Genomic DNA, 20,034 nt, shown 5'->3' with positions numbered 1-20,034 from the left:
GGCCACTCCTCCGGGAAGTGGCCCGCACGCGCACTCGGAACCACGGCCCGGGCCACGGATCCGGAGATCAGGGGCCCGGGCCGGGACGGCACCGCTCAGTACGGGTCGTACGAGTCCTCCTCGTAGCCGTCCCGCTCGTCGCTCTCCTGGCCGAGGCTGTAGCACTCGGTCCCGTGGTTCTGCGCGGGGTGCTTCTCCAGGATGTCCCGGGCCCTGACTTCGCCCCAGCTGGACGAGTACCACGGAGCTTCCTGGCGGGCGAGGTCGCGCTCGAAGTTCTCCAGTGCGCAGGACCTCAGCGGTTCCGGCAGTGTGTTCAGGGCCGGTACGGCATCCGCGGAGAGCCCCTTGAGGTAGTCGATGTCGATCGTCTTGTCAGCGTCGTACCGCTGGACGTTCTGCTCGGCGATCAGCCCGTCGGGCGAGACCAGCCCGAAGGCGAGCACACCGGCGGCTGCGCTCACGGCGATCGCGCGCGGCAGCAGCCTGGCGCCGAAGACGCCTGCCGCGAGGATGAGGACCAGCACCACTCCGAGCCAGAGCTCCACAGCGGCCACGGAGATCCGCAGCCGGGTCAGCCCGAAAGCGTCCACGTAGAGGTCCATGCGGCGCAGCGCGGAGGCCACGACGACGAGCGTGAGTACGCACAGGGCGCCGAGAACGCTCCGGACCAGGGTCCGGTCGCCCGGTCCGCCCCGCGGTGCCCAGCGCAGGGCGAGCGCGATGACGAGCAGGGTCAGCACGGTGGCCCAGAGGAGCTGCCAGAAGCCTTGCCGGGCGTACTCGGCGAGCGGCAGGCCCGTCTCTTCCAGCACCTTGTCGTACCCGCCGAGAAGGACGACGAGCTGGAGTGTGATGAAGGCGGCGAAGAGCAGGTTGAGCACGATCAGCGGAAGTGCCCACTCCGCCCTGTTCCTGGCTTTGCCCGGGCGGACGGTGATGCCGTCCCAGCGCACCGGCGCCGCGGCGCTGTACGCGGCGGCGAGTGCTCCGACGAGCCCGACTGCGAAGAGGAAGGCGCGCCAGGGGCTGTCACCGATCGACACGTCAGGGGTGAGGTCGCCCAGCAGATCGGCGAAGGCGGCGTCCGCGGAGGCGAAGAGCGCGCCGAACACGATCAGCAGCACGACGGCCACCGCCGTGGTGCGCACAGCGGTGCGCACCCGGCCGCGGGAGTCGTCCGCGCGGACGCGCACCCCGCGCCACCCCCAGCGCGCCCCGGCCGCCACCGAGGGGAACAGCCCCAGCGACCCGAGCAGCACGCCCGGCCAGCTGCGGCTTCCGTGCAGGGCGAGCGAGCCCAGGGCGAGGGCCGACACGACGGCGAGGAAGACCGGCCACCCCGCCTCCCGGAGGGCGGGGATCGCCAGGAGCGCCAGGCCGCCCACTGCCCAGACGGCGGTCCACGGCCGAAGCCTGCGCGCTGCCGAGCGCGCGGCGAAGAAGGCTCCCAGGGCGGCGGGAACGGCCACGATCAGTAGGTTGGCCCCCAGGCCGTCGCCGAGCAGCAGGGCGCTGAGCAGGGCCGTGGCGAGAACCGACCAGAGCGTGCCCGGACCGATCACGGGCGGGGACGGAGGGCGCAGCCGGGTCAGCACACCGGGCGGCGGCTGATGCCCTCCGCGCAGCCAGACGTCCGGCCGTGGCTGCGCCTGGAGATAGGCGGGCACCTTCGGCACTTCCGGGCCGGCGTTCTGCGCCGGTACCGGCCGGGTGGAGGCCCGCGCCGGCTTCTCCTCTGCGGCCTTCGCCCGGCCGGGACCTTCGGACACCGGCTCGGGCACGGTGCCTGACGCGGCCCCCGCCGCTTCACCGGACTCCAGTGACGCGCCGGGCCGGCTGGACGCGTCGGACGACTGATCGGACATGGGACCCCTCCCCCCACCGAGGTCCGCTCGCACGGCCACATCGCGGCGCGGCGGCCCCGGCGTCTCTAGGCGCACGCCCACCAAGATCGATGAGGGCGGCGTGGCCGAAAGAGTAAGTCCCGCCCGGGCTGTTCGACCGATTGGGTCCGCCCCTGTGGCAGGACCGTGACAGTGGAACGGGCAGGGCCGTGGTCACGGCCCGCGCAGGTGCAGGCGCAGGCGCCGGTCCGGCCTCAGGCCGACGGTCAGCGACCCACCGGAGCCACGGGGACCCAGTCGGGCAGTTCCTCGGTCCGGGCCAGCCAGTCGGCCGGAGGGGCGCCGGCCGGCTCCGCGGCGACGATTCCGCCGACGATGGCGCAGGTGGTGTCCACGTCGCCTCCCGCCTGCGCCGTCACCCAGAAGGCCTGTTCGAAGTCGCCGAGGCTCCGCGCCGCCGACCAGAGGGCGAACGGCACCGTGTCGTGCGCACTCGTACGGCGGCCGTTGCCGAGCACCGCCGCGACCGTCCCCGCGTCCCGGTAGTCGAGCATGTCGCGCGCCCTGCGCAGCCCGGCACCGACCGCGCTGCGCGGTACGAGGGCGACGACACCGTCGATCAGGCCCTCCGGCGTCGGCGGCCCTCCGGGCGCGGCGACGAGGGCGGCGGCCGCCGCGACGGCCATGGCCCCCACCACGGCTTCGCGGTGCTGATGGGTGGTGTACGAAGAGATCTCGGCCTGGTGGGTGGCCTGCTCCGGGTCGTGTGCGTACCAGGCGCCCAGCGGTGCGATACGCATCGCCGAACCGTTCCCCCAGGAGCCCTGGCCCTGGAAGAGGGAGGACGCCAGCTCCCGCCAGTCGCCGCCTTCCCTGACCAGCCTGAGCAGGCGGTTCACCGCGGGGCCGTAGCCCCGGTCGAAGTCGTGGTGCCGGGCGAAGGAGTGGGCGAGCTCGTCCTGGTCGACCCGGTCGTGCGTGGCCAGCACGGCGAGCACGGAGCAGGCCATCTCGGTGTCGTCGGTCCACTGCCAGCCGGCAGGCGGCAGGTCCCGGTTCTTGAGCAGGGGGTAATTGGCCGGGACGAAGAACTGGGAGCCGAGGGCATCTCCCACGGACAGTCCACGCAGGCTGGCCAGAGCGCGTTCGAAGCGGTCGTAAGCGGAGTCAGCGGTCATCGCCCTGCCACTCTATCCGGTGATGCCGTACGGCTCAGGGGTGCGCCACCGTTCGAAGGGCCGGTCGAGCGTGTAGCGGCCGTTCTCACCCAGCAGCAGCGTTCGGGATTCGCCGTTTCCAGGATTGGACAGCGACTCGAACTCCGCCACCGACCAGTGGAACCAGCGCATGCAGAAGAGCCTCATGGTCAGCCCATGCGTGACCAGCAGGACGTTCGGCGGATGGTCGGGCGCCTCGAAGCTGCGGTGGAGGCTCTCCAGGAACGCGTCGACCCGGTCGTACACGTCGGCCCCGGACTCACCCTGCGCGAAGCGGTAGAAGAAGTGCCCGTACGCGTCCCGGTAGACCTTCTGCAGCCTGACGTCGTCACGGTCCTGCCAGTTGCCCCAGTCCTGCTCGCGCAGCCGGGGCTCCTCCCTGATTCGCACGTTCTCCGGTTCGAGGCCGAACGCCCTGAACGTCTCGTGAGTGCGCCGGTAGGGCGAGATGTAGACGCTCACACGCTCGTCACCGAACGTCTCACGCAGCCGGGAGCCCGTCGCGCGCGCCTGGCTCAGGCCCTTCGCGGTGAGTCTCAGCGCGTGGTCGGGCTCGCGTTCGTAGACCGTGTCGTCGGCATTGCCCTCGGACTCACCGTGCCGGACGAGAACGATGCGTTGCGGTCGTGCCATGTACCGACCCTAGATGCCGTCCGGTGCGATCGAGCAATTGTGCGGGCCCCATCGGGCGTATGTGACCAAGGAAACGGCCGCAGGCGCGCGGGTCAGACCGTCCACGACGGTTCGAGCTGCACCACGTCCCCGGTGAGCGACTCGACATCCCGCTCGGTCTCCGCCCGCGCGGAGAGCCGGGCGATACTCTCGGGCCGGTACTTGCCGCGTTCGGCGCTCGACTGCCACATCGACAGCACCAGGAACTCACGCCCCGGGGCTTCTCCGAAGACTCCGCGCAGCATCCCGGGGGAACCCGCCATTGCCGGGTTCCATACCCGTTGCTGCGTGAGTGCGAAGTGGTCGACACGGTCCTCGTACACCCGGCTGTGAGCGACCCTGACCAAGTCCGCGTCGGTGAAATCCGGTTCAAAACCGGTCTTCACATCGAAGCGGTACTCGAAGAGCTTGACCTGCATGTCCTTGTACATGCCGGACTGTGCGGCGGCCAGCCGGTCGTGCCCCCGGGCCATGAAGGAGTCGTAGAAGACCCGGTTCTCCCAGAACGCGAACACATGGGCGACTTCGGGCCGCCCTCGGCTCCACCCGCCGCTCTGCGCCCGGAATCCCGGCTCGCCGAGCAGTCCCGCCCACTTCCGCTGCTCCCGCTCGAAACCGCGGCGGTCCACCACGGTGCAGCGAATCCACTTGACCAGCACTGCGCCATCGTACGGCGCCCGGCGTGTCGCGGGTCACGCTCCGGACGGACCGGTGCCGACAGGCACCGGCAGCGCACATCCTCGGCCACACCATGGCCCGAATGTGACGCCCGTTTCCAACGCGGTTGGTTCCACGGACAGTTACGGACATGATCTGAGGATGGAAGAGGTCCGTCGGTCCAGCAGCGAGGAGGCACGTCCGGTGAGCACTCCCAACAAGGACATCGAGAAGGTCGAAGTGAGGGTCAAGTGGGACCCCAGCGCCGTCGGTGAGCCCGCCAACGACCTCGACATCATCGCGGCCACGTACGGGACGGACGCGCCCTACGGCAGTCCCGCCTATCTCGTGCACTTCGACAGCAGGTCGCCGGACGGGACGATCACGCTGAACCGGGACAGCCGGACGGGGCAGGGCTTCGGCTTCGACGAGGTCATGACGCTCGAACTGGACCGGTTGTCGGACGCGTACGCGAGGGTCGTGGTCGGCGTGGCCATCCAGCAGCGGGACGGCCACAAGACCTTCGGCCAGATAGAACACACGGCCGTGCAGATCCGCGAGGGCTACACGAATCTGTCGGAGGACGACTTCTCGGCGGTGGGGGCCGCCACCGCCGCGGTCGTCGCGGAATTCGTCCGGGACGCCTCGGGCTCCTGGGGCTTCCGCGGGGCCGTACGCGGTTTCGACGGCGATCCTGATTCGTTCGCCGCCACGATGGGGAACCACTGAGGCCGAGACCCGGCGGGCGGCAGCCCGGCACCCACACCTTCGGAAACGGCGTCGTGCTGCTCCGCCACCGGCGCCCGCACGGCGAATCCCGAGACCACGACGGCTCAGCGTGACGGCAGGCCGAAGGGGACCGGCCGTCGGCCGGTCCCCTTCGTGAGCTGCTGGTCAGCTACCCGTGCGGACCGCACCGGATGTCTCGTCCGGTGCGGATCCGCTCAGTGTCAGCTGCACCCGCTGGTCGAGCCGCAGCCCTCGCAGATGTAGCAGGACCCGGCGCGCTGCATCTTCGTACCGCACGAGAAGCACAGCGGCGCGTCCGCGCTGATGCCGAGCTGCATCTCGACCAGCTCGGCCGAGGTGTGCGCGGTCCTGGGGGCCGGCTTCTCCGCGACGCTCTCCGCGGGCGGGGCGACGACCTTCAGCGGCTCCACAGGCGCGGGAGCGGACTGGGCCAGGCCCTCCACATCGAGGTCGTCGTCCCCGAACTCGGGCTCGTACGAACCGGTGTCGAGGTGGCGCTGACGCTCCTCGGCGGAGTGGATACCGAGCGCGGAGCGCGTCTCGAACGGCAGGAAGTCGAGCGCCAGGCGGCGGAAGATGTAGTCGACGATCGACTGCGCCATCCGCACGTCCGGGTCGTCCGTCATACCGGCCGGCTCGAAGCGCATGTTCGTGAACTTGGAGACGTAGGTCTCCAGCGGCACGCCGTACTGCAGACCGACCGAGACAGCGATCGAGAAGGCGTCCATCATGCCCGCGAGGGTGGAGCCCTGCTTGGACATCTTCAGGAAGACCTCGCCGAGACCGTCGTCCGGGTAGGAGTTGGCGGTCATGTAGCCCTCGGCGCCTCCCACCGTGAAGCTGGTGGTGATGCCGGGACGGCCCTTGGGCAGACGCTTGCGGACCGGGCGGTACTCGACGACCTTCTCGACCGCGGCACGGATGGTGTCCTCGGTCTTGGCCGTGACCTCGTCCTTCTTCTCCTCCCACTTCTTGGTGGAGAGGGGCTGGCCGACCTTGCAGTTGTCGCGGTAGATCGCGAGCGCCTTGACGCCCATCTTCCACGCCTCGAAGTAGACCTCCTCGACGTCCTCGACGGTGGCCGTCTCCGGCAGGTTCACCGTCTTGGACAGCGCGCCGGAGATCCACGGCTGGATGGCCGCCATCATCCGGACGTGGCCCATGGCCGAGATGGAACGCTCACCCATGGCGCAGTCGAAGACCTCGTAGTGCTCGGTCTTCAGGCCGGGGGCGTCGATCACGTTGCCGTTGTCGGCGATGTGGGCGACGATCGCCTCGATCTGCTCCGGCTGGTAGCCGAGACGGCGCAGAGCCTGCGGCACCGTGCCGTTGACGATCTGCATCGAGCCGCCACCGACGAGCTTCTTGAACTTGACCAGGGCGAGGTCGGGCTCGAGGCCGGTGGTGTCGCAGGACATCGCGAGACCGATGGTGCCGGTCGGGGCGATGACCGAGGCCTGGGCGTTGCGGAAGCCGTTCTTCGCGCCGAGGCGGATCACGTCCTGCCAGGCCTCCGTGGCGGCGGCCCAGACCGGCGAGTCCAGGTCGTCGACGTGGACGGCCACGGCGTTGGCGTCGGAGTGCTGCTTCATGACGCGCTGGTGCGGCTCGGCGTTGCGGGCGTAGCCGTCGTACGCGCCGACGACTGCGGCGAGCTCGGCGGAGCGCCGGTAGGACGTGCCCGTCATCAGCGAGGTGATGGCGCCAGCGAGCGCACGGCCGCCGTCGCTGTCGTACGCGTGCCCGGTGGCCATCAGCAGGGCGCCGAGGTTGGCGTAGCCGATGCCCAGCTGGCGGTAGGCGCGGGTGTTCTCGCCGATCTTCTGGGTCGGGAAGTCCGCGAAGCAGATCGAGATGTCCATCGCGGTGATGACCAGCTCGACGACCTTCGCGAAGCGCTCGGCCTGGAAGGACTGGTGGCCCTCGCCGTCGTCCTTGAGGAACTTCATCAGGTTCAGCGAGGCCAGGTTGCACGAGGTGTTGTCCAGGTGCATGTACTCGCTGCAGGGGTTCGAGCCGTTGATGCGGCCGGACTCCGGGCAGGTGTGCCACTGATTGATGGTGTCGTCGTACTGGATGCCGGGGTCGGCACAGGCCCACGCGGCCTCCGCCATCTTGCGGAAGAGGGACTTGGCCTCGACCTCTTCGATGACGTCACCGGTCATCCGGGCGCGCAGGCCGAACTTCCCGCCGGCCTCGACGGCCTTCATGAACTCGTCGTTCACGCGGACCGAGTTGTTGGCGTTCTGGTACTGGACGGACGTGATGTCGTCGCCGCCCAGGTCCATGTCGAAGCCCGCGTCACGCAGGGCGCGGATCTTCTCCTCCTCCTTCACCTTGGTCTCGATGAAGTTCTCGATGTCCGGGTGGTCGACGTCGAGGATGACCATCTTGGCCGCGCGGCGGGTGGCACCACCGGACTTGATCGTTCCTGCGGAGGCGTCGGCGCCACGCATGAAGGAGACCGGGCCGGAGGCGTTGCCGCCGGAGGAGAGCAGCTCCTTGGAGGAGCGGATGCGGGACAGGTTCAGGCCGGCACCGGAGCCGCCCTTGAAGATCATGCCCTCTTCCTTGTACCAGTCGAGGATCGACTCCATGGAGTCGTCGACGGCCAGGATGAAGCAGGCCGAGACCTGCTGCGGCTGGGGCGTTCCGACGTTGAACCAGACCGGCGAGTTGAAGCTGAAGATCTGGTGCAGGAGGGCGTAGGCCAGCTCGTGCTCGAAGATCTCGGCGTCGGCGGGGGAAGCGAAGTAGTTGTAGTCCTCGCCGGCCTTTCGGTACGTCTTCACGATTCGGTCGATCAGCTGTCGCAGACCGGTCTCGCGCTGCGGCGTGCCGACAGCCCCCCGGAAGTACTTGCTGGTGACGATGTTGACCGCGTTCACCGACCAGAAGTCGGGGAACTCGACGCCACGCTGCTCGAAGTTGATCGAGCCGTCGCGCCAGTTGGTCATGACGACGTCACGGCGCTCCCACACGACCTCGTCGTACGGATGCACGCCGGGGGTCGTGTGGATGCGCTCGATGCGCAGGCCCTGCTTGGTCGCAGTCGACTTGGCTCCCTTGGTGCGGGAACCTCGTGCCGGGCCGCTCGCCGTCTCTGTCATGCCGCCTCCCATATGTGGGCAAAAACGCCCTGAAGTGCCCAGTTCTTCCCAGGGCACAGTGTGTGTCTGATGCTCCGGACGCCACGCACAGCGTCTCGGAACAGGTCTGGTGCCGCCTGCCGCCGGCTCCGCCGCCCCTGCCGGCCGGCTTGGTGATCAATCAGCGGCGGCTGCGGCGGGGGCGGGGACCTCGAGGGTCTCGCCGCTCCCGCACTGCTCTGCACGGGGCCGCTGTTCGCGGAGCTCCGCGATAGCGGCCTCGAAGTCTTCGAGCGAGTTGAACGCCCGGTACACCGATGCGAAACGCAGGTACGCGACGAGGTCGAGTTCCTGCAAGGGGCCGAGTATGGCCAGTCCCACGTCGTGTGTCGTCAGCTCGGCGCTTCCTGTGGCCCGCACGGCCTCCTCGACCCGCTGGCCGAGCTTCGCCAGGGCGTCCTCGGTGACGGGGCGGCCCTGGCACGCCTTGCGGACCCCCGAGATGACCTTGGTTCGGCTGAAGGGTTCGGTCACGCCGCTGCGCTTGACCACCATCAGCGAGCAGGTCTCCACCGTCGTGAAGCGACGGGAGCAGTCGGGGCACTGGCGACGCCGTCGGATCGACGTCCCGTCGTCCGTCGTGCGACTGTCCACGACCCGGCTGTCGGGGTGCCTGCAGAAGGGGCAGTGCATGTTCTCCGAACCCTCCTTCACAGCACGACTGAATAGCCCTCTGTGCCCTGTTCAGGGCCCCTGAGGACAGTCACAAGCATAGGCGATGAACTCGACCCCGACGGACCGGGGACCACTACTTGTGGGTGGCGACAGCAGTACAACCACTACATCTAGGGTTTTGCTCCACCTCTGCCCCCCGCGCGTGTCGCGCTTCCCCGAGGGCCGGGAGGCAGCCTACGGCCCGGCACGAGGGTACGGGAAACGAGCGACCGGCGAGGCCGCGGGGCCGCCCGGCGGCAGACCCGGGCGAGGCCCCGGAGAGCGTCTCGCAGTGCGCCGGGGACGCACCCCCGCACGCGGGGACGGACCGGCGGAACGTTAGCGTGGCCCCCGGGAGCCGTCGCTCGATTCCGGTCCACCGCATCAGCTCATACACCTCTCGGTAAGCCCGCGACAGCCCTTTATTTGTTTTTCACTCGAACGTGTGTTTGGCGCAACCTTTCGAAAGCTACTACCGTTGCCTAACTAGGGAGACCATTCGAGAGGGGCCGACGTGACCACCACCGCAGACAGTGCCACCATCACTGCCCAGGACCACCGCTCCCAGAGCCGACTTGAGCCGGTGCATGCCATGAATGACTCAGTCATGAACGCGGAGGGGCCGGAGCCCACGCGACCCGCGCGCTCCTTGCCCGGCCGCCCTCCAGGAATCCGGGCGGACAGCTCGGGGCTCACGGACCGGCAGCGGCGTGTGATCGAGGTGATCCGGGATTCCGTACAGCGCCGGGGCTATCCCCCGTCGATGCGCGAGATCGGCCAGGCGGTGGGGCTGTCCAGCACCTCGTCGGTCGCCCACCAGCTGATGGCTCTGGAGCGCAAGGGCTTCCTGCGCCGCGACCCTCACCGGCCGCGTGCCTACGAGGTCCGGGGCTCGGACCAGCCCAGCACACAGGCGACCGACACCACCGGGAAGCCCGCGGCCTCGTATGTGCCGCTGGTCGGCCGGATCGCCGCCGGTGGGCCGATCCTCGCCGAGGAGTCCGTCGAGGACGTCTTCCCGCTCCCCCGCCAGCTCGTCGGTGACGGCGAGCTCTTCGTGCTGAAGGTCGTCGGAGACTCGATGATCGAGGCAGCGATCATGGACGGGGATTGGGTCACGGTCCGGCGCCAGCCCGTCGCGGAGAACGGCGACATCGTGGCAGCCATGCTGGACGGCGAGGCCACGGTCAAGCGCTTCAAGCGCGAGGACGGCCATGTATGGCTGCTCCCCCACAACTCCGCCTATCAGCCGATTCCCGGTGACGAGGCGACGATCCTGGGCAAGGTCGTGGCGGTGCTGCGGCGGGTGTGATCACCACCGCCGGGCCGGACTGGGCCCCGGGATCTCTGCGCCGATCCCGGGGCCCTGACGCGTCCGCGCCGTCCGCAGAGCCTGGCAGGGCCCGTCGTAGGACCTGTCCCCGGCAGGTCCTACGACGGACCGCCGGAGATACACCCCGACGGCCCGCCCTGTGCTCATTGCGCGGTCTTGGCCGCCGCGTCGATGGCCGCGAGCGAGCGCCGCGCCTGGTTGCGGTCCGTGGTGTACCAGAAATCGGGCAGCGAGGCGCGGAGATAGCTCCCGTACCGGGCGTTGGCCAGCCGGGGGTCGAGCACCGCGACCACGCCCTTGTCGCCCATGGCCCGGACGAGCCGCCCGGCGCCCTGTGCCATCAGCAGCGCCGCATGGGTCGCCGCCACCGCCATGAACCCGTTGCCGCCGGCTTCCTCGACCGCCTTCTGGCGGGCGCTCATCAGCGGGTCGTCGGGCCGGGGGAACGGGATCCGGTCCATGACCACGAGCTGACAGCTCGGGCCGGGGACATCGACGCCCTGCCACAGGGACAACGTCCCGAACAGACAGGTCTCGGGGTCCGCCGCGAAGTTCTTGATCAGCTCCCCGAGCGTCTCCTCGCCCTGCAGCAGGATCGGCTTGTCCTGCCGGCCGCGAAGCTCCTCGGCTGCTGCCTGGGCCGCCCGCATGGAGGAGAACAGCCCCAGGGTGCGGCCGCCCGCCGCCTCCACCAGCTCGGCGAGCTCGTCGAGCATGTCGGTGCGGGAACCTTCCCGCCCGGGCGTGGCCAGGTGCCGGGCGACGTAGAGAATGCCCTGCCTCGGGTAGTCGAAGGGCGAGCCCACGTCGAGGCCCTTCCACTGCGGGATGTCGTCGCCCGTCGTGCCCTCGGGGGCGAGTCCCAGGGATGCCCCGACCCCGTTGAAATCACCGCCGAGCTTGAGCGTCGCCGAGGTCAGCACCACCGAGCGGTCGGCGAACAGCTTCTCGCGCAGCAGCCCGGACACGGACAGCGGCGCGACCCGGACCGAGGCCCCGAAGCGGTCGTGGCGCTCGTACCAGACGACGTCGTACTCCGAGCCCTGCGTGATGCGCTCCGCGACACTGTGGATGGACTCGACCGACGCCATGGCCTGCTTGCGTACCGCGTCCTCGTCCTGGACGGACTTGTCCCGGGTGCCACCGAGGGCGGAGATCACCGTACGCGCGGCGTCACGCAGGGCCATCAGCGCATAGCCGAGGTCCTCCGGTACCTCTTCGAGGCGCCCCGGGAGTGCCAGCTCCATGACCCGCTCGAAGCCCTCCGACGCGGTCAGCAGGGCGTCGGCCGCCTTCTCGTTGACCAGCTTGGCCGCACGGCGCACCGCTCGGTTCACCTGGCCGGGAGTGAGCTCGCCGGTGGCCACCCCGGTCACCCGGGAGACCAGCTCATGGGCCTCGTCGACGATGAGCACCTCGTGCTTGGGGAGCACGGGGGCGCCCTCGATCGCGTCGATCGCGAGCAGGGCGTGGTTGGTGACGACGACATCGGCGAGCTTGGCCCGCTCACGAGCCGCCTCCGCGAAGCATTCGGCGCCGTACGCGCACTTGGTGGCGCCGAGGCACTCACGCGAGGAGACAGAGATCTGGGACCAGGCCCGGTCCGAGACACCCGGCGTCAGGTCGTCCCGGTCGCCGGTCTCCGTCTCGTCCGACCAGTCGCGCATGCGCAGCAGGTCCTGGCCCAGCTTGCTCGACGGCGCCGCCGCTTCGAACTGGTCGAAGAGCCCCTCCTCCTCGTCCTGCGGCGCCCCCTCGTGGAGCCGGTGCAGACAGAGGTAGTTCGACCGGCCCTTGAGCATCGCGAACTGCGGCCGACGGCGCAGCAGCGGGTGCAGCGCGTCGACCGTACGCGGAAGGTCCCGCTCCACCAGCTGGCGCTGGAGGGCCAGCGTCGCCGTGGCCACCACGACCCGCTCACCGTGGGCCAGCGCAGGCACCAGGTACCCGAGCGACTTGCCGGTGCCGGTGCCGGCCTGGACGAGCAGATGGGCGTTGTCGTCGACGGCCTCGGCCACTGCCTCGGCCATGGAGACCTGGCCGGGCCGTTCCGTACCGCCGACAGCGGTGACGGCGGCGTGGAGGAGCTCGGGGAGAGATGGCTTCGTCATAGCGCGTCCACCCTACGGCGCCCCACTGACAACATCGATCGGTCCCGGACTCACGCCGAGGGGTGGAGCGGGTTGGGAACGGTGCCGTGGACTGCGGCGTGCGGGCGCTCCGGCCGGTCGCGGTAGCCGTCCAGATGCAGACGGTTGCGGTTGAGGCACAGGCGCTCGATCGTCGGCGTCAGCATGTCGAAGATCTCGAACCGCTCCTTGAGGTCCGGGAAGCGGGCGTGATGCCTCAGGATCTCGGCACGGACGAGTGACCAGAATTCATCCTCCGGTACGTCCAGCTGCTCCTCGCAGAGTGGGGACAGATAGCGGAAGACGCCCACGAAGAGCCCGGAGTGGATGAACTGGGTGAGGAAGGAGGGGTCCTCCGTGAGCAGGATGTCGCGGACGTCCGCGGGCATCGTGTCGTGCTCGGGCAGCGGCCGGGCGCTGACGTTCACGTCGTCGACGAAGTCCTTGATCGCGAGGCGTGCGGGTACGTCGTTCTCGTCGAAGACGACGATGGCGTTCTCGCCGTGCGGGGAGAACACCGTGCCGTAGCGGTACAGGAAGTGCAGCAGCGGCGGCAGCAGTGCGGCGAAGAGCCGGGTCAGCCAGGCGGCCGGGGTCAGTCCCGAGCGGGCGACGAGCTCGGCGGTGAAGGAACGGCCGTCAGGGTCCGTGTGCAGCAGCGAGGCCAGCGTACGGGCGCGTTCGCCGGGGGCGAGCCGCGGCTGGAGGGGCTCCCGCCAGATCGCCCCGAGGATCTCCTTGAACTGGTACGGCGACTCCGGGAGGTGGTCGTAGAGCGGGTGCTCGACGGCCACCGAGGCGACCTCCCCGAGGAGGATGACGCCGCAGGTTTCGCGGAGGAACGGATCGCCGTCGCAGATTCCCTGGACCCACGCGGTGACGGCCGGGGCGGCGAGCGTGCGTTCGGTCGGCAGCCCCCGCCAGACGAGGGTGTTGAGGATCGACAGGGGCAGCTTGACCGAGTGCCGGTCGGGCCGCCCCACATTGGTGAAGGTGCGGATGGACTGCTGCGGCAGCCGGAGGTCGCCGTCGGCGTGCAGGGGCACGATGTCGCCGTCCGCGATCGCGGGGGCGAAGAGCGGGACGACCCATTCGTCCCATTGCCACGGATGTACGGGAAGGAACAGATAGCCGGCGGGGTCGAGCCCGCGTCCGCGGAGGATCGTGGTGAAGGATTCCCTGACGTCCTGGTCGAGTTCCTGGTCGTAGAGGTCTTCGGGGGTGGCGACACGGCCCACTCCCCGGTAGCCCGCTATGCGGGTGCTGACGGCGATCCAGGGCAGTGCGGTGACCGACCGGGCTTCCGGTGTGAAGCGTGCGGTGTCGGCGGCGGAGAACCCGATGCGGCCCTTGTTCGCCACGAGCCAGGGGTGCCCGGTCTGGTGGCCTTCGAGCTCGGCGTAGGGTAGCTCGGCGAGCTGTGCCGCACGGAGCGCGGTGTGGTCGAGGCGGGCGTCGGCGGTGAGTGTCGCGGTGAGCTCACGGATCAGGTGGCCGAGCGTCGCGCCGTCGACTCCCAGGAGACGGCGGCCGCGGGCGAGGAATCGCAGCGGGTCGCGGAAGGGGGCGCCCTTGCCCCCGATGTCCTCGCCGGTGACCTCGCGGATCGTCGAGGGGTCGACGCGCCAGCTGCCGTAGACACCACGACGGGCGTGGAAGCTCAGGTTCGCGCCGTCGTCGAGCCGCACGGTGTAGTCGCCGGTCCGCCCCGCACCGTCGTCGGTCCGGGGCGCGGGCTCGATGACTTCCTCGTAGGCGAACTCACCGAGCATCTTGGCGAGGAGCCTCGCCGCCGCCCGGTCCCAGGCCGTGCGGTTGAGTTCCGGTGTTTCGAGCGGCGTACGGGGCTCCGTCGGGTGATGGCTCGCAGGATATGTCGGCACGGGGACTCCTCCGGGTGGGACCGATGGGGTTCGAGCGGGCTGTGCGGTACGGCGAGTCGTTCACAGGTGTTCGCGGTGGGCTCGGTCGCGGACCATCAGGGCCGCTCGCTTGTCGGGAAGGTCCACTTCCGCGCAGAAGCGGAAGCCGGCGCTCAGGAAGGCGGACACGGAGGGGGTGTTGCGCAGGTCCGGCTCCGCGACGACACGTCCGCAGAGCGGACGGTTGTCGAGCACGAGGTCCGAGACAGCCCTGAGCAGCACGGTCCCGATGCCCCGCCCGCGGTTGCCCACACCGCCGATGAGGAGGTGGACCCCCATGTCGTGGGGACGCGCCGGGTAGTGACGGGCCAACGGGTCCAGATCGGCCCGGTAGATCTCCCAGTAGCTCATGGGCGTACCGCCGAGGACCCCCAGGCAGGGGACGCTGCGGCCGTCCCCTGCGAGCTGCCGGCGGAGATGGGCGGCCGTGACCGCCTCCGGCCCGGCGAGCTCCCAGAAGGCAGCGACCGCAGGGTCGTTCATCCAGCGGCTGATCACCGCCAGATCGCGTTCGGGCTGCACCGTGACGAGTTGGAACACTCCGGCGGAGGTGGTGACCGGGCTCCAGCCTCCGGGGTCGCCGACGAGAGCGGAGGCGTCGGCCCCTGCGGCTGCCGCAGGGGGGTCACCGAGCAGGGCGAGGAGCTCTTCTGTGAGCCGCAGCTCCAGGGTGTCCTCGGTGCCGGTGGCGTCGGGCGGGACGGCACCGGTCTCGGTGTGGGCATCGGCTTGATGCACCGTGACGCTCTCCTCTCGTGGGTTCAGACGGTCATGCCTTGTCGCTGCGGAGCGGATTGGCGATGGTGACGTACACGGACTGCGTGTCGACCGGCCCGACGAGCTCGTCGAGGCCATGCATCCGGGTCAGCAGGTTGGCCTTGCAGCGCAGCTGCCCGGTTTCCAGGAGGTAGGCCGGCAGGGAGGAGCCCAGCGGGACAGCGCCTTCGAGGAAACGGCGGAACGCGGCGAGCAGCAGCTTCTCGTCGGCGAGCCGCTGGGAGCCGAATGCTCCGATCAGACCGAACACGTTGTTGATGCCGAGGTAGTAGGCGAGCCGCTCGTCGGTGACGGCGTCCGAGACGAAGGTGTCGCTGACCGCACCGATGCCCGGCAGCCGGCGCTCGAGCGCGGACCGGTGGGACTCCCGGAAGTAGTAACCCTGGTTGTCGCGGTACCTGCCGCCGACGGGCCAGCCGTCCGCGTCGAGGATCACGAGAGTGTTCTGCTGGTGGGCCTCCAGGGCGACGCCCGCGTGGGCGTCGAGCCAGAGGACGGGGAGGACGACGCGGTCGAGGTAGCGCAGGAACCACTCGGCGCACACGGCCCCTGTCGTCCTGCCCGTGCGGGCGGCCAGTGAGGAGACCGTGTCGGCGAGCCGCGAGTGCGTGCCCGGACGGCCGGGCCACGGGCGGGGGGCGGTGAGTCCGGCGATGCACACCGCGTCGTCGGCCGGGCCGAACGGATTGTGGCGGAGCATCACGTCGAGGCCGGGGACGGGGCTGCCGTCCGGGTGGTCGACCGCCAGCCAGGCGGGGTCCCGGACGATGTCGAAGCCCGGGTGGGCCTCCTGCCACCGGTCGGCCAGTCCGGTGCGCAGCAGACGGTGGACCTCGGCTCCGCGGTGCAGTTCCTTGCGGAGGTTCTCCCGGCGGGAGTTGGTGATGCGTACGCCCAGCGACAGCTTCAGCATGAGGTCGGAGCCGGGGCGGTGCACGGTGCGGACGGAGGAGGTGGGGTGCCAGCGTTCCCCGTGCGGGCCGAGGTCGTGAAGGAGGCCCTTCTCGCACATGGCGACGACCTCGGGGCGACGCAGGACCTCCGCGGCCTGCCAAGGGTGGAGCGGGAGGGCCGCGCACCCTTCGGGGAGGCTCAGTCCTTCGGCGTGGGGTGCGAGGAGCGCCTCCGCGGGGACCGGCCTGCCGGCCTTCGTCCACGACGACTCCGTGGCAAGCACGGAGCGGTCGACGGCCATCCAGTGGAGCGGGAAGGAGCCGCGCAGCTCGGGTGAGTAGAGCAGTGTCTCGGACTCGGAGAGACCTTCGCGGCTCTTGGGCGTGGGGTGCAAGGGGTGGCCGAGGAGCAGGGACTGCTCGGCCGTGAGGAAGAGGTCCGCCTCGGACGACGCGCTGGGTGTGCGGCGCCGGTCCGCGATGAAGGCCGCCGTGTGCCGCACGGAGTCGGCGACCCTGGCCACCAGATCGACTCCGGAGTTCCGATCGCTCTCACGGCTCAGCAGCGCGGCCACGGTGACGGCGTCGACGCCCGGGGCGCCGGCGGGCGCGTTCTCCAGGGCCGGCGTCCCGAAGCGGTGCCACCCTGTCGCGGACCAGTGGGCGACCGGGACGATCAGTGCGGTGCCGCTCGCGGGGAGAGGGATGCGCAGGGTGCTTCCCTGCGGGCGGGGCAGGTCGTTCTCCCTGGTCCAGCAGCGCAGCAGATTCTCCGTACCGGCCGAGTCCGCGGCCCGGAGCGGATCCGGATGGTCCAGCGGGTCCCGCTCCGTGTGGCCGGGGCCGTCCACCGGGACGGCGCCCGTGGGGGTGTCCGCCCCGGCACGCGGGGTTCCGTACGGACCGGCCTTCTGGCGCGGCACGGTCGTCGACTCGACGGCGAGTGGGCCCTCCGGCAGGTCATGTCCTCGCTGCTGGCTGGTGAGGGGGCCGTCGGCCTCGGGCGCAGGGGTGGGGTTCACGGCGGTCTTCCTTGTGAGGGGTCCGGGATCAGCGGGTCGGCCCGGCAGCGGCCCGGCGGTACGGCGAGCGCTCGGCCGCTCTCAGCGCGTCGGCGAGGCGGTCCACGACCGCCGTCGCCTGTTCGTCGGTGAGGGTGAGGGGAGGGAGCAGTCGGACCACGGCGCTGTGACGTCCGCCGAGTTCGACGATGAGGCCTCGGCGCAGGCATTCCTGCTGCACCGCAGCGGCGAGGGCGGGGTCGGGCGGCGGGGCGGAGCCGTTCTCGGCGGTGACGGTCAGCGGCTCGGCCTCGGGGTCGACGAGCTCGATGCCGATCATCAGACCGCGGCCCCGGACGTCGCCGATGCTCGGGTGGTCCGCGCCCAGCGCCTGGAGCCTGGCGAGCATGCGCGCGCCCAGCGTCCCCGCGCGTTCGGCGAGCCGGTTCTCCCGCACGTACGCGAGAGTCGCGGCACCGGCCGCCATGGCGAGCTGGTTGCCCCGGAAGGTGCCCGCGTGGGCACCCGGCTGCCAGAGGTCGAGCTCTGAGCGGTAGACGATCACCGCGAGGGGCAGCGAACCGCCGATGGCTTTCGAGAGCACCATCACGTCGGGCACGATACCGCTGTGCTCGACCGCCCAGAAAGTGCCGGTCCTGCCGACTCCGGTCTGCACCTCGTCCGCGATCAGGGCGATGGAACGCTCCTGGGTGATCTCACGCATCCGGCGCATCCAGCCGTCCGGGGCGGGATTCACCCCGCCCTCGCCCTGGACCGGCTCCAGAATCATGGCGGCCGGAGCCGGGACACCGCCCTTGGGGTCGTCCAGGAGGGACTCCGTCCAGCGCGCGGCGATGTCGGCGCCCCGCTCTCCGCCGATCCCGAAGGGGCAGCGGTAGTTCTGCGGGAAGGGCAGCCTCGTCACCCTCACGTCAGGAGCGCCGCCCGAAGCGGCCAGGGCACCGGCGGTCATCCCGTGGTAGGCGCCGGTGAAGGCGAGGAGTTCGCTGCGTCCGCTCGCTGCCCGGGCCAGCTTGAACGCGGCCTCGACAGCGTCCGTGCCCGCCGGACCGCAGAACTGGATCCGGGCGTTGTCGGCCAGCCCCCGGGGCAGGGTGGCGAACAGCTCGGTCGTGAAGGCGTCCTTGACGGGCGTCGCGAGATCGAGCACATGCAGCGGTGCGCCGGAGTCGATGACCTTTCTGACGGCCTCGAGCACCACGGGGTGGTTGTGGCCGAGGGCCAGTGTGCCCGCCCCTGACAGGCAGTCGAGATAGCGCCGGCCGTCCGCGCCCTCGATGGTCATGCCCCGCGCGCGTACCGGCACGATCGGCAGGGACCGCGCATAGGTGCGGGCCGCCGATTCACGTAGTGCCTGACGCCGCAGAATCCCTTCGTGCGCAGGGGGAAGTCCCACCGGAGCTGGTTCGGTCACGGCCACGGCTGTTCGTTCCTCCTGCTGTAACAGTTGCGTTGCGCATACGCACGGCCCACCGAGGGCGGACAGCGCCGATGAACGCCGTCCGGGTGTCCCCCGTACATACCAACGACGGGGAAGGCGGGAGATCACGGGTAAATCGGAAGATCCTTGCGCAGGCGGAACCGTGGCCCTGCCGCGCGCCGTCCCCATCGGCACCGGCATAGTAGGGGCCGCACTCGGGACGGAGCCGCCGCTCCGGGGGTGTGCGCCGTGGCCCGCAGCTCCGTGCCGCGCACCCCAAGTCCGCAGTGCAGTACCGAAGTCAGTGACGAAGTCCCAGGGGGATCACCAGATGCGACCCATGCGCCCGACCGATACCGCACACCGCGGGGGGAGCGCCCGTCGCACCCCTCGGGTGTTCGCCGCAGCCGCCCTCGCCGCTGTCCTGACGCTCACCGCCACCGCCTGCGGGCCGGAGGAGGACGGCGCGATCAGCGAGCCGAGCAGTTCCACCGGCCAGTCCTCCGACGGGAAGGTCACGATCCCGGACGATCTCAAGGACCGGCTCAAGGAGCACGGGATCGACCTCGACAAGTGGCGGAACGGCGAGTGGAAGAACTGGGACAAGGACAAATGGCTGCGTGAGGCCAAGGATTACGTCAATCCCATCATCGAGGACCTCTGGGACCCGGACCGGATGCGGGAGGCCGACAAGCCCCCGGAGAACCCCGTCGACAACGACATCTCCGGCGACGAGGGCGTGACGGATCCGACCCCCGCACCGGTGGAGGCCGCGAACCTGCAGACGCCGTACAACGACAGCGCGCCGGAGTCCGGCAAGCTCCTGTTCGACGGCCCCGAGGGTTCGATGGTCTGCTCGGCGACCGTGGTGCAGGACCCGGCCCACCCGGGCAAGTCCAACATGGTCTGGACCGCCGGGCATTGTGTGCACGCGGGCAAGAACGGCGGCTGGTACCGCAACATCGCCTTCGTCCCCTCGTACAACGACAGCGGTATGTCGACGGCCGAGCTGCAGAACGCGTCCAAGGAGGAGGTCGCTCCGTACGGCTTGTGGTGGGGCCAGTGGGCGCAGACCTCCGAGCAGTGGATCAACCAGGGCGCCGCGACCGGCGGCCAGGGCGCTCCGTACGACTTCGCGGTGCTGCAGGTCGCTCCGGAGAAGGGCTCGACGGGCAAGTCCCTGGAGGAGACCGTCGGTTCGGCCCTCCCGGTCGAATTCGACGCCCCGGCCGTCCCGGAGATCGACAGCATGACGGCGACCGGCTATCCGGCGGCCCCGCCTTACGACGGCCAGAAGGCGCTGCAGTGCACCGACGGGCCGGGCCGCCTGGCCATCTTCGAAAAGCAGCCGACGATGTACCGCATCGGGTGCACGATGACCGGCGGTTCCTCCGGTGGTGGCTGGGTCGCGAAGGGCCAGGACGGTAAGCCCGCGCTGGTCTCCAACACCTCCATCGGCCCGGTCACGGCGGGCTGGCTGGCCGGCCCGCGCCTGGGCAAGGAGGCCAAGGGCGTCTACGAGGCCGTGAGCAAGAAGTACGCGGCGCAGTAGCCCCCACGGCCGTCGGCCCCCGGTACGGCCTGCGCCGTAC

14 protein-coding genes are annotated in these 20,034 nt (G+C 70.3%); 3 read left to right on the top strand and 11 right to left on the bottom strand.

The window, feature by feature from the left end:
* Positions 1–95 precede the first annotated feature (95 nt).
* From ACFWFI_RS25425 to ACFWFI_RS25410, 4 genes are all read right to left on the bottom strand, one after another.
* On the bottom strand, positions 96–1,868 hold the full coding sequence (locus ACFWFI_RS25425) for a DUF4153 domain-containing protein (protein WP_387394366.1): 1,773 nt from the start codon (positions 1,866–1,868) through the stop codon (positions 96–98).
* A 245-nt stretch (positions 1,869–2,113) separates the two neighbouring features.
* The gene (locus ACFWFI_RS25420) at positions 2,114–3,025 is read right to left on the bottom strand and encodes an ADP-ribosylglycohydrolase family protein (protein WP_387394364.1); all 912 of its coding nucleotides are present in this window, start codon (positions 3,023–3,025) and stop codon (positions 2,114–2,116) included.
* A gap of 12 nt (positions 3,026–3,037) precedes the next feature.
* The gene (locus tag ACFWFI_RS25415) at positions 3,038–3,697 is read right to left on the bottom strand and encodes a histidine phosphatase family protein (protein WP_387394362.1); all 660 of its coding nucleotides are present in this window, start codon (positions 3,695–3,697) and stop codon (positions 3,038–3,040) included.
* 92 nt (positions 3,698–3,789) lie between these two features.
* Positions 3,790–4,395, bottom strand: a complete 606-nt coding sequence (locus ACFWFI_RS25410) for a YdbC family protein (protein WP_387394360.1) — start codon at positions 4,393–4,395, stop codon at positions 3,790–3,792.
* Positions 4,396–4,597: 202 nt separating this feature from the next.
* Between ACFWFI_RS25410 and ACFWFI_RS25405 the strand changes: the two genes are divergently transcribed.
* Entirely contained in the window at positions 4,598–5,122 is a 525-nt protein-coding gene (locus ACFWFI_RS25405; protein ID WP_387394358.1) for a TerD family protein, read from the top strand.
* Between the two features lie 221 nt (positions 5,123–5,343).
* Here the strand turns inward: ACFWFI_RS25405 and ACFWFI_RS25400 are convergent, their stop codons facing one another.
* Both ACFWFI_RS25400 and nrdR read right to left on the bottom strand, forming a co-directional pair.
* On the bottom strand, positions 5,344–8,253 hold the full coding sequence (locus ACFWFI_RS25400) for a vitamin B12-dependent ribonucleotide reductase (RefSeq protein ID WP_387394356.1): 2,910 nt from the start codon (positions 8,251–8,253) through the stop codon (positions 5,344–5,346).
* 156 nt (positions 8,254–8,409) lie between these two features.
* Complete coding sequence (gene nrdR, locus ACFWFI_RS25395) at positions 8,410–8,925, bottom strand: transcriptional regulator NrdR (RefSeq protein WP_387394354.1); 516 nt, start codon at positions 8,923–8,925, stop codon at positions 8,410–8,412.
* A gap of 535 nt (positions 8,926–9,460) precedes the next feature.
* On the opposite strand from nrdR, the gene lexA reads away from it, so the two are divergent.
* Positions 9,461–10,258, top strand: a complete 798-nt coding sequence (lexA, locus tag ACFWFI_RS25390) for a transcriptional repressor LexA (protein WP_387394352.1) — start codon at positions 9,461–9,463, stop codon at positions 10,256–10,258.
* A 164-nt stretch (positions 10,259–10,422) separates the two neighbouring features.
* Here lexA and ACFWFI_RS25385 read toward each other — a convergent pair whose 3' ends face one another.
* The 5 genes from ACFWFI_RS25385 to ACFWFI_RS25365 are packed head-to-tail and all read right to left on the bottom strand — an operon-like array spanning position 10,423 to position 18,442.
* Positions 10,423–12,390: an ATP-dependent DNA helicase gene (locus ACFWFI_RS25385; protein WP_387394350.1), complete on the bottom strand. Its 1,968-nt coding sequence runs from the start codon at positions 12,388–12,390 to the stop codon at positions 10,423–10,425.
* A gap of 50 nt (positions 12,391–12,440) precedes the next feature.
* Positions 12,441–14,291 (bottom strand): IucA/IucC family protein, encoded by a 1,851-nt coding sequence (locus ACFWFI_RS25380; RefSeq protein WP_387394348.1) that lies wholly within the window; start codon positions 14,289–14,291, stop codon positions 12,441–12,443.
* 60 nt (positions 14,292–14,351) lie between these two features.
* Complete coding sequence (locus ACFWFI_RS25375) at positions 14,352–15,068, bottom strand: GNAT family N-acetyltransferase (RefSeq protein ID WP_387394346.1); 717 nt, start codon at positions 15,066–15,068, stop codon at positions 14,352–14,354.
* Positions 15,069–15,099: 31 nt separating this feature from the next.
* Positions 15,100–17,022 (bottom strand): IucA/IucC family protein, encoded by a 1,923-nt coding sequence (locus ACFWFI_RS25370; protein WP_387394344.1) that lies wholly within the window; start codon positions 17,020–17,022, stop codon positions 15,100–15,102.
* 28 nt (positions 17,023–17,050) lie between these two features.
* The gene (locus tag ACFWFI_RS25365; RefSeq protein ID WP_387394342.1) at positions 17,051–18,442 is read right to left on the bottom strand and encodes a diaminobutyrate--2-oxoglutarate transaminase family protein; all 1,392 of its coding nucleotides are present in this window, start codon (positions 18,440–18,442) and stop codon (positions 17,051–17,053) included.
* Between the two features lie 340 nt (positions 18,443–18,782).
* Between ACFWFI_RS25365 and ACFWFI_RS25360 the strand changes: the two genes are divergently transcribed.
* Positions 18,783–19,994, top strand: coding sequence for a trypsin-like serine peptidase (locus ACFWFI_RS25360; protein WP_387394340.1), 1,212 nt, complete (start codon positions 18,783–18,785; stop codon positions 19,992–19,994).
* Positions 19,995–20,034 lie beyond the last annotated feature (40 nt).

Source organism: Streptomyces sp. NPDC060209 (assembly GCF_042728155.1).
In the GTDB taxonomy this organism is placed as follows: Bacteria; Actinomycetota; Actinomycetes; order Streptomycetales; family Streptomycetaceae; genus Streptomyces.
This window is presented reverse-complemented; position numbering and strand designations above follow the sequence as displayed.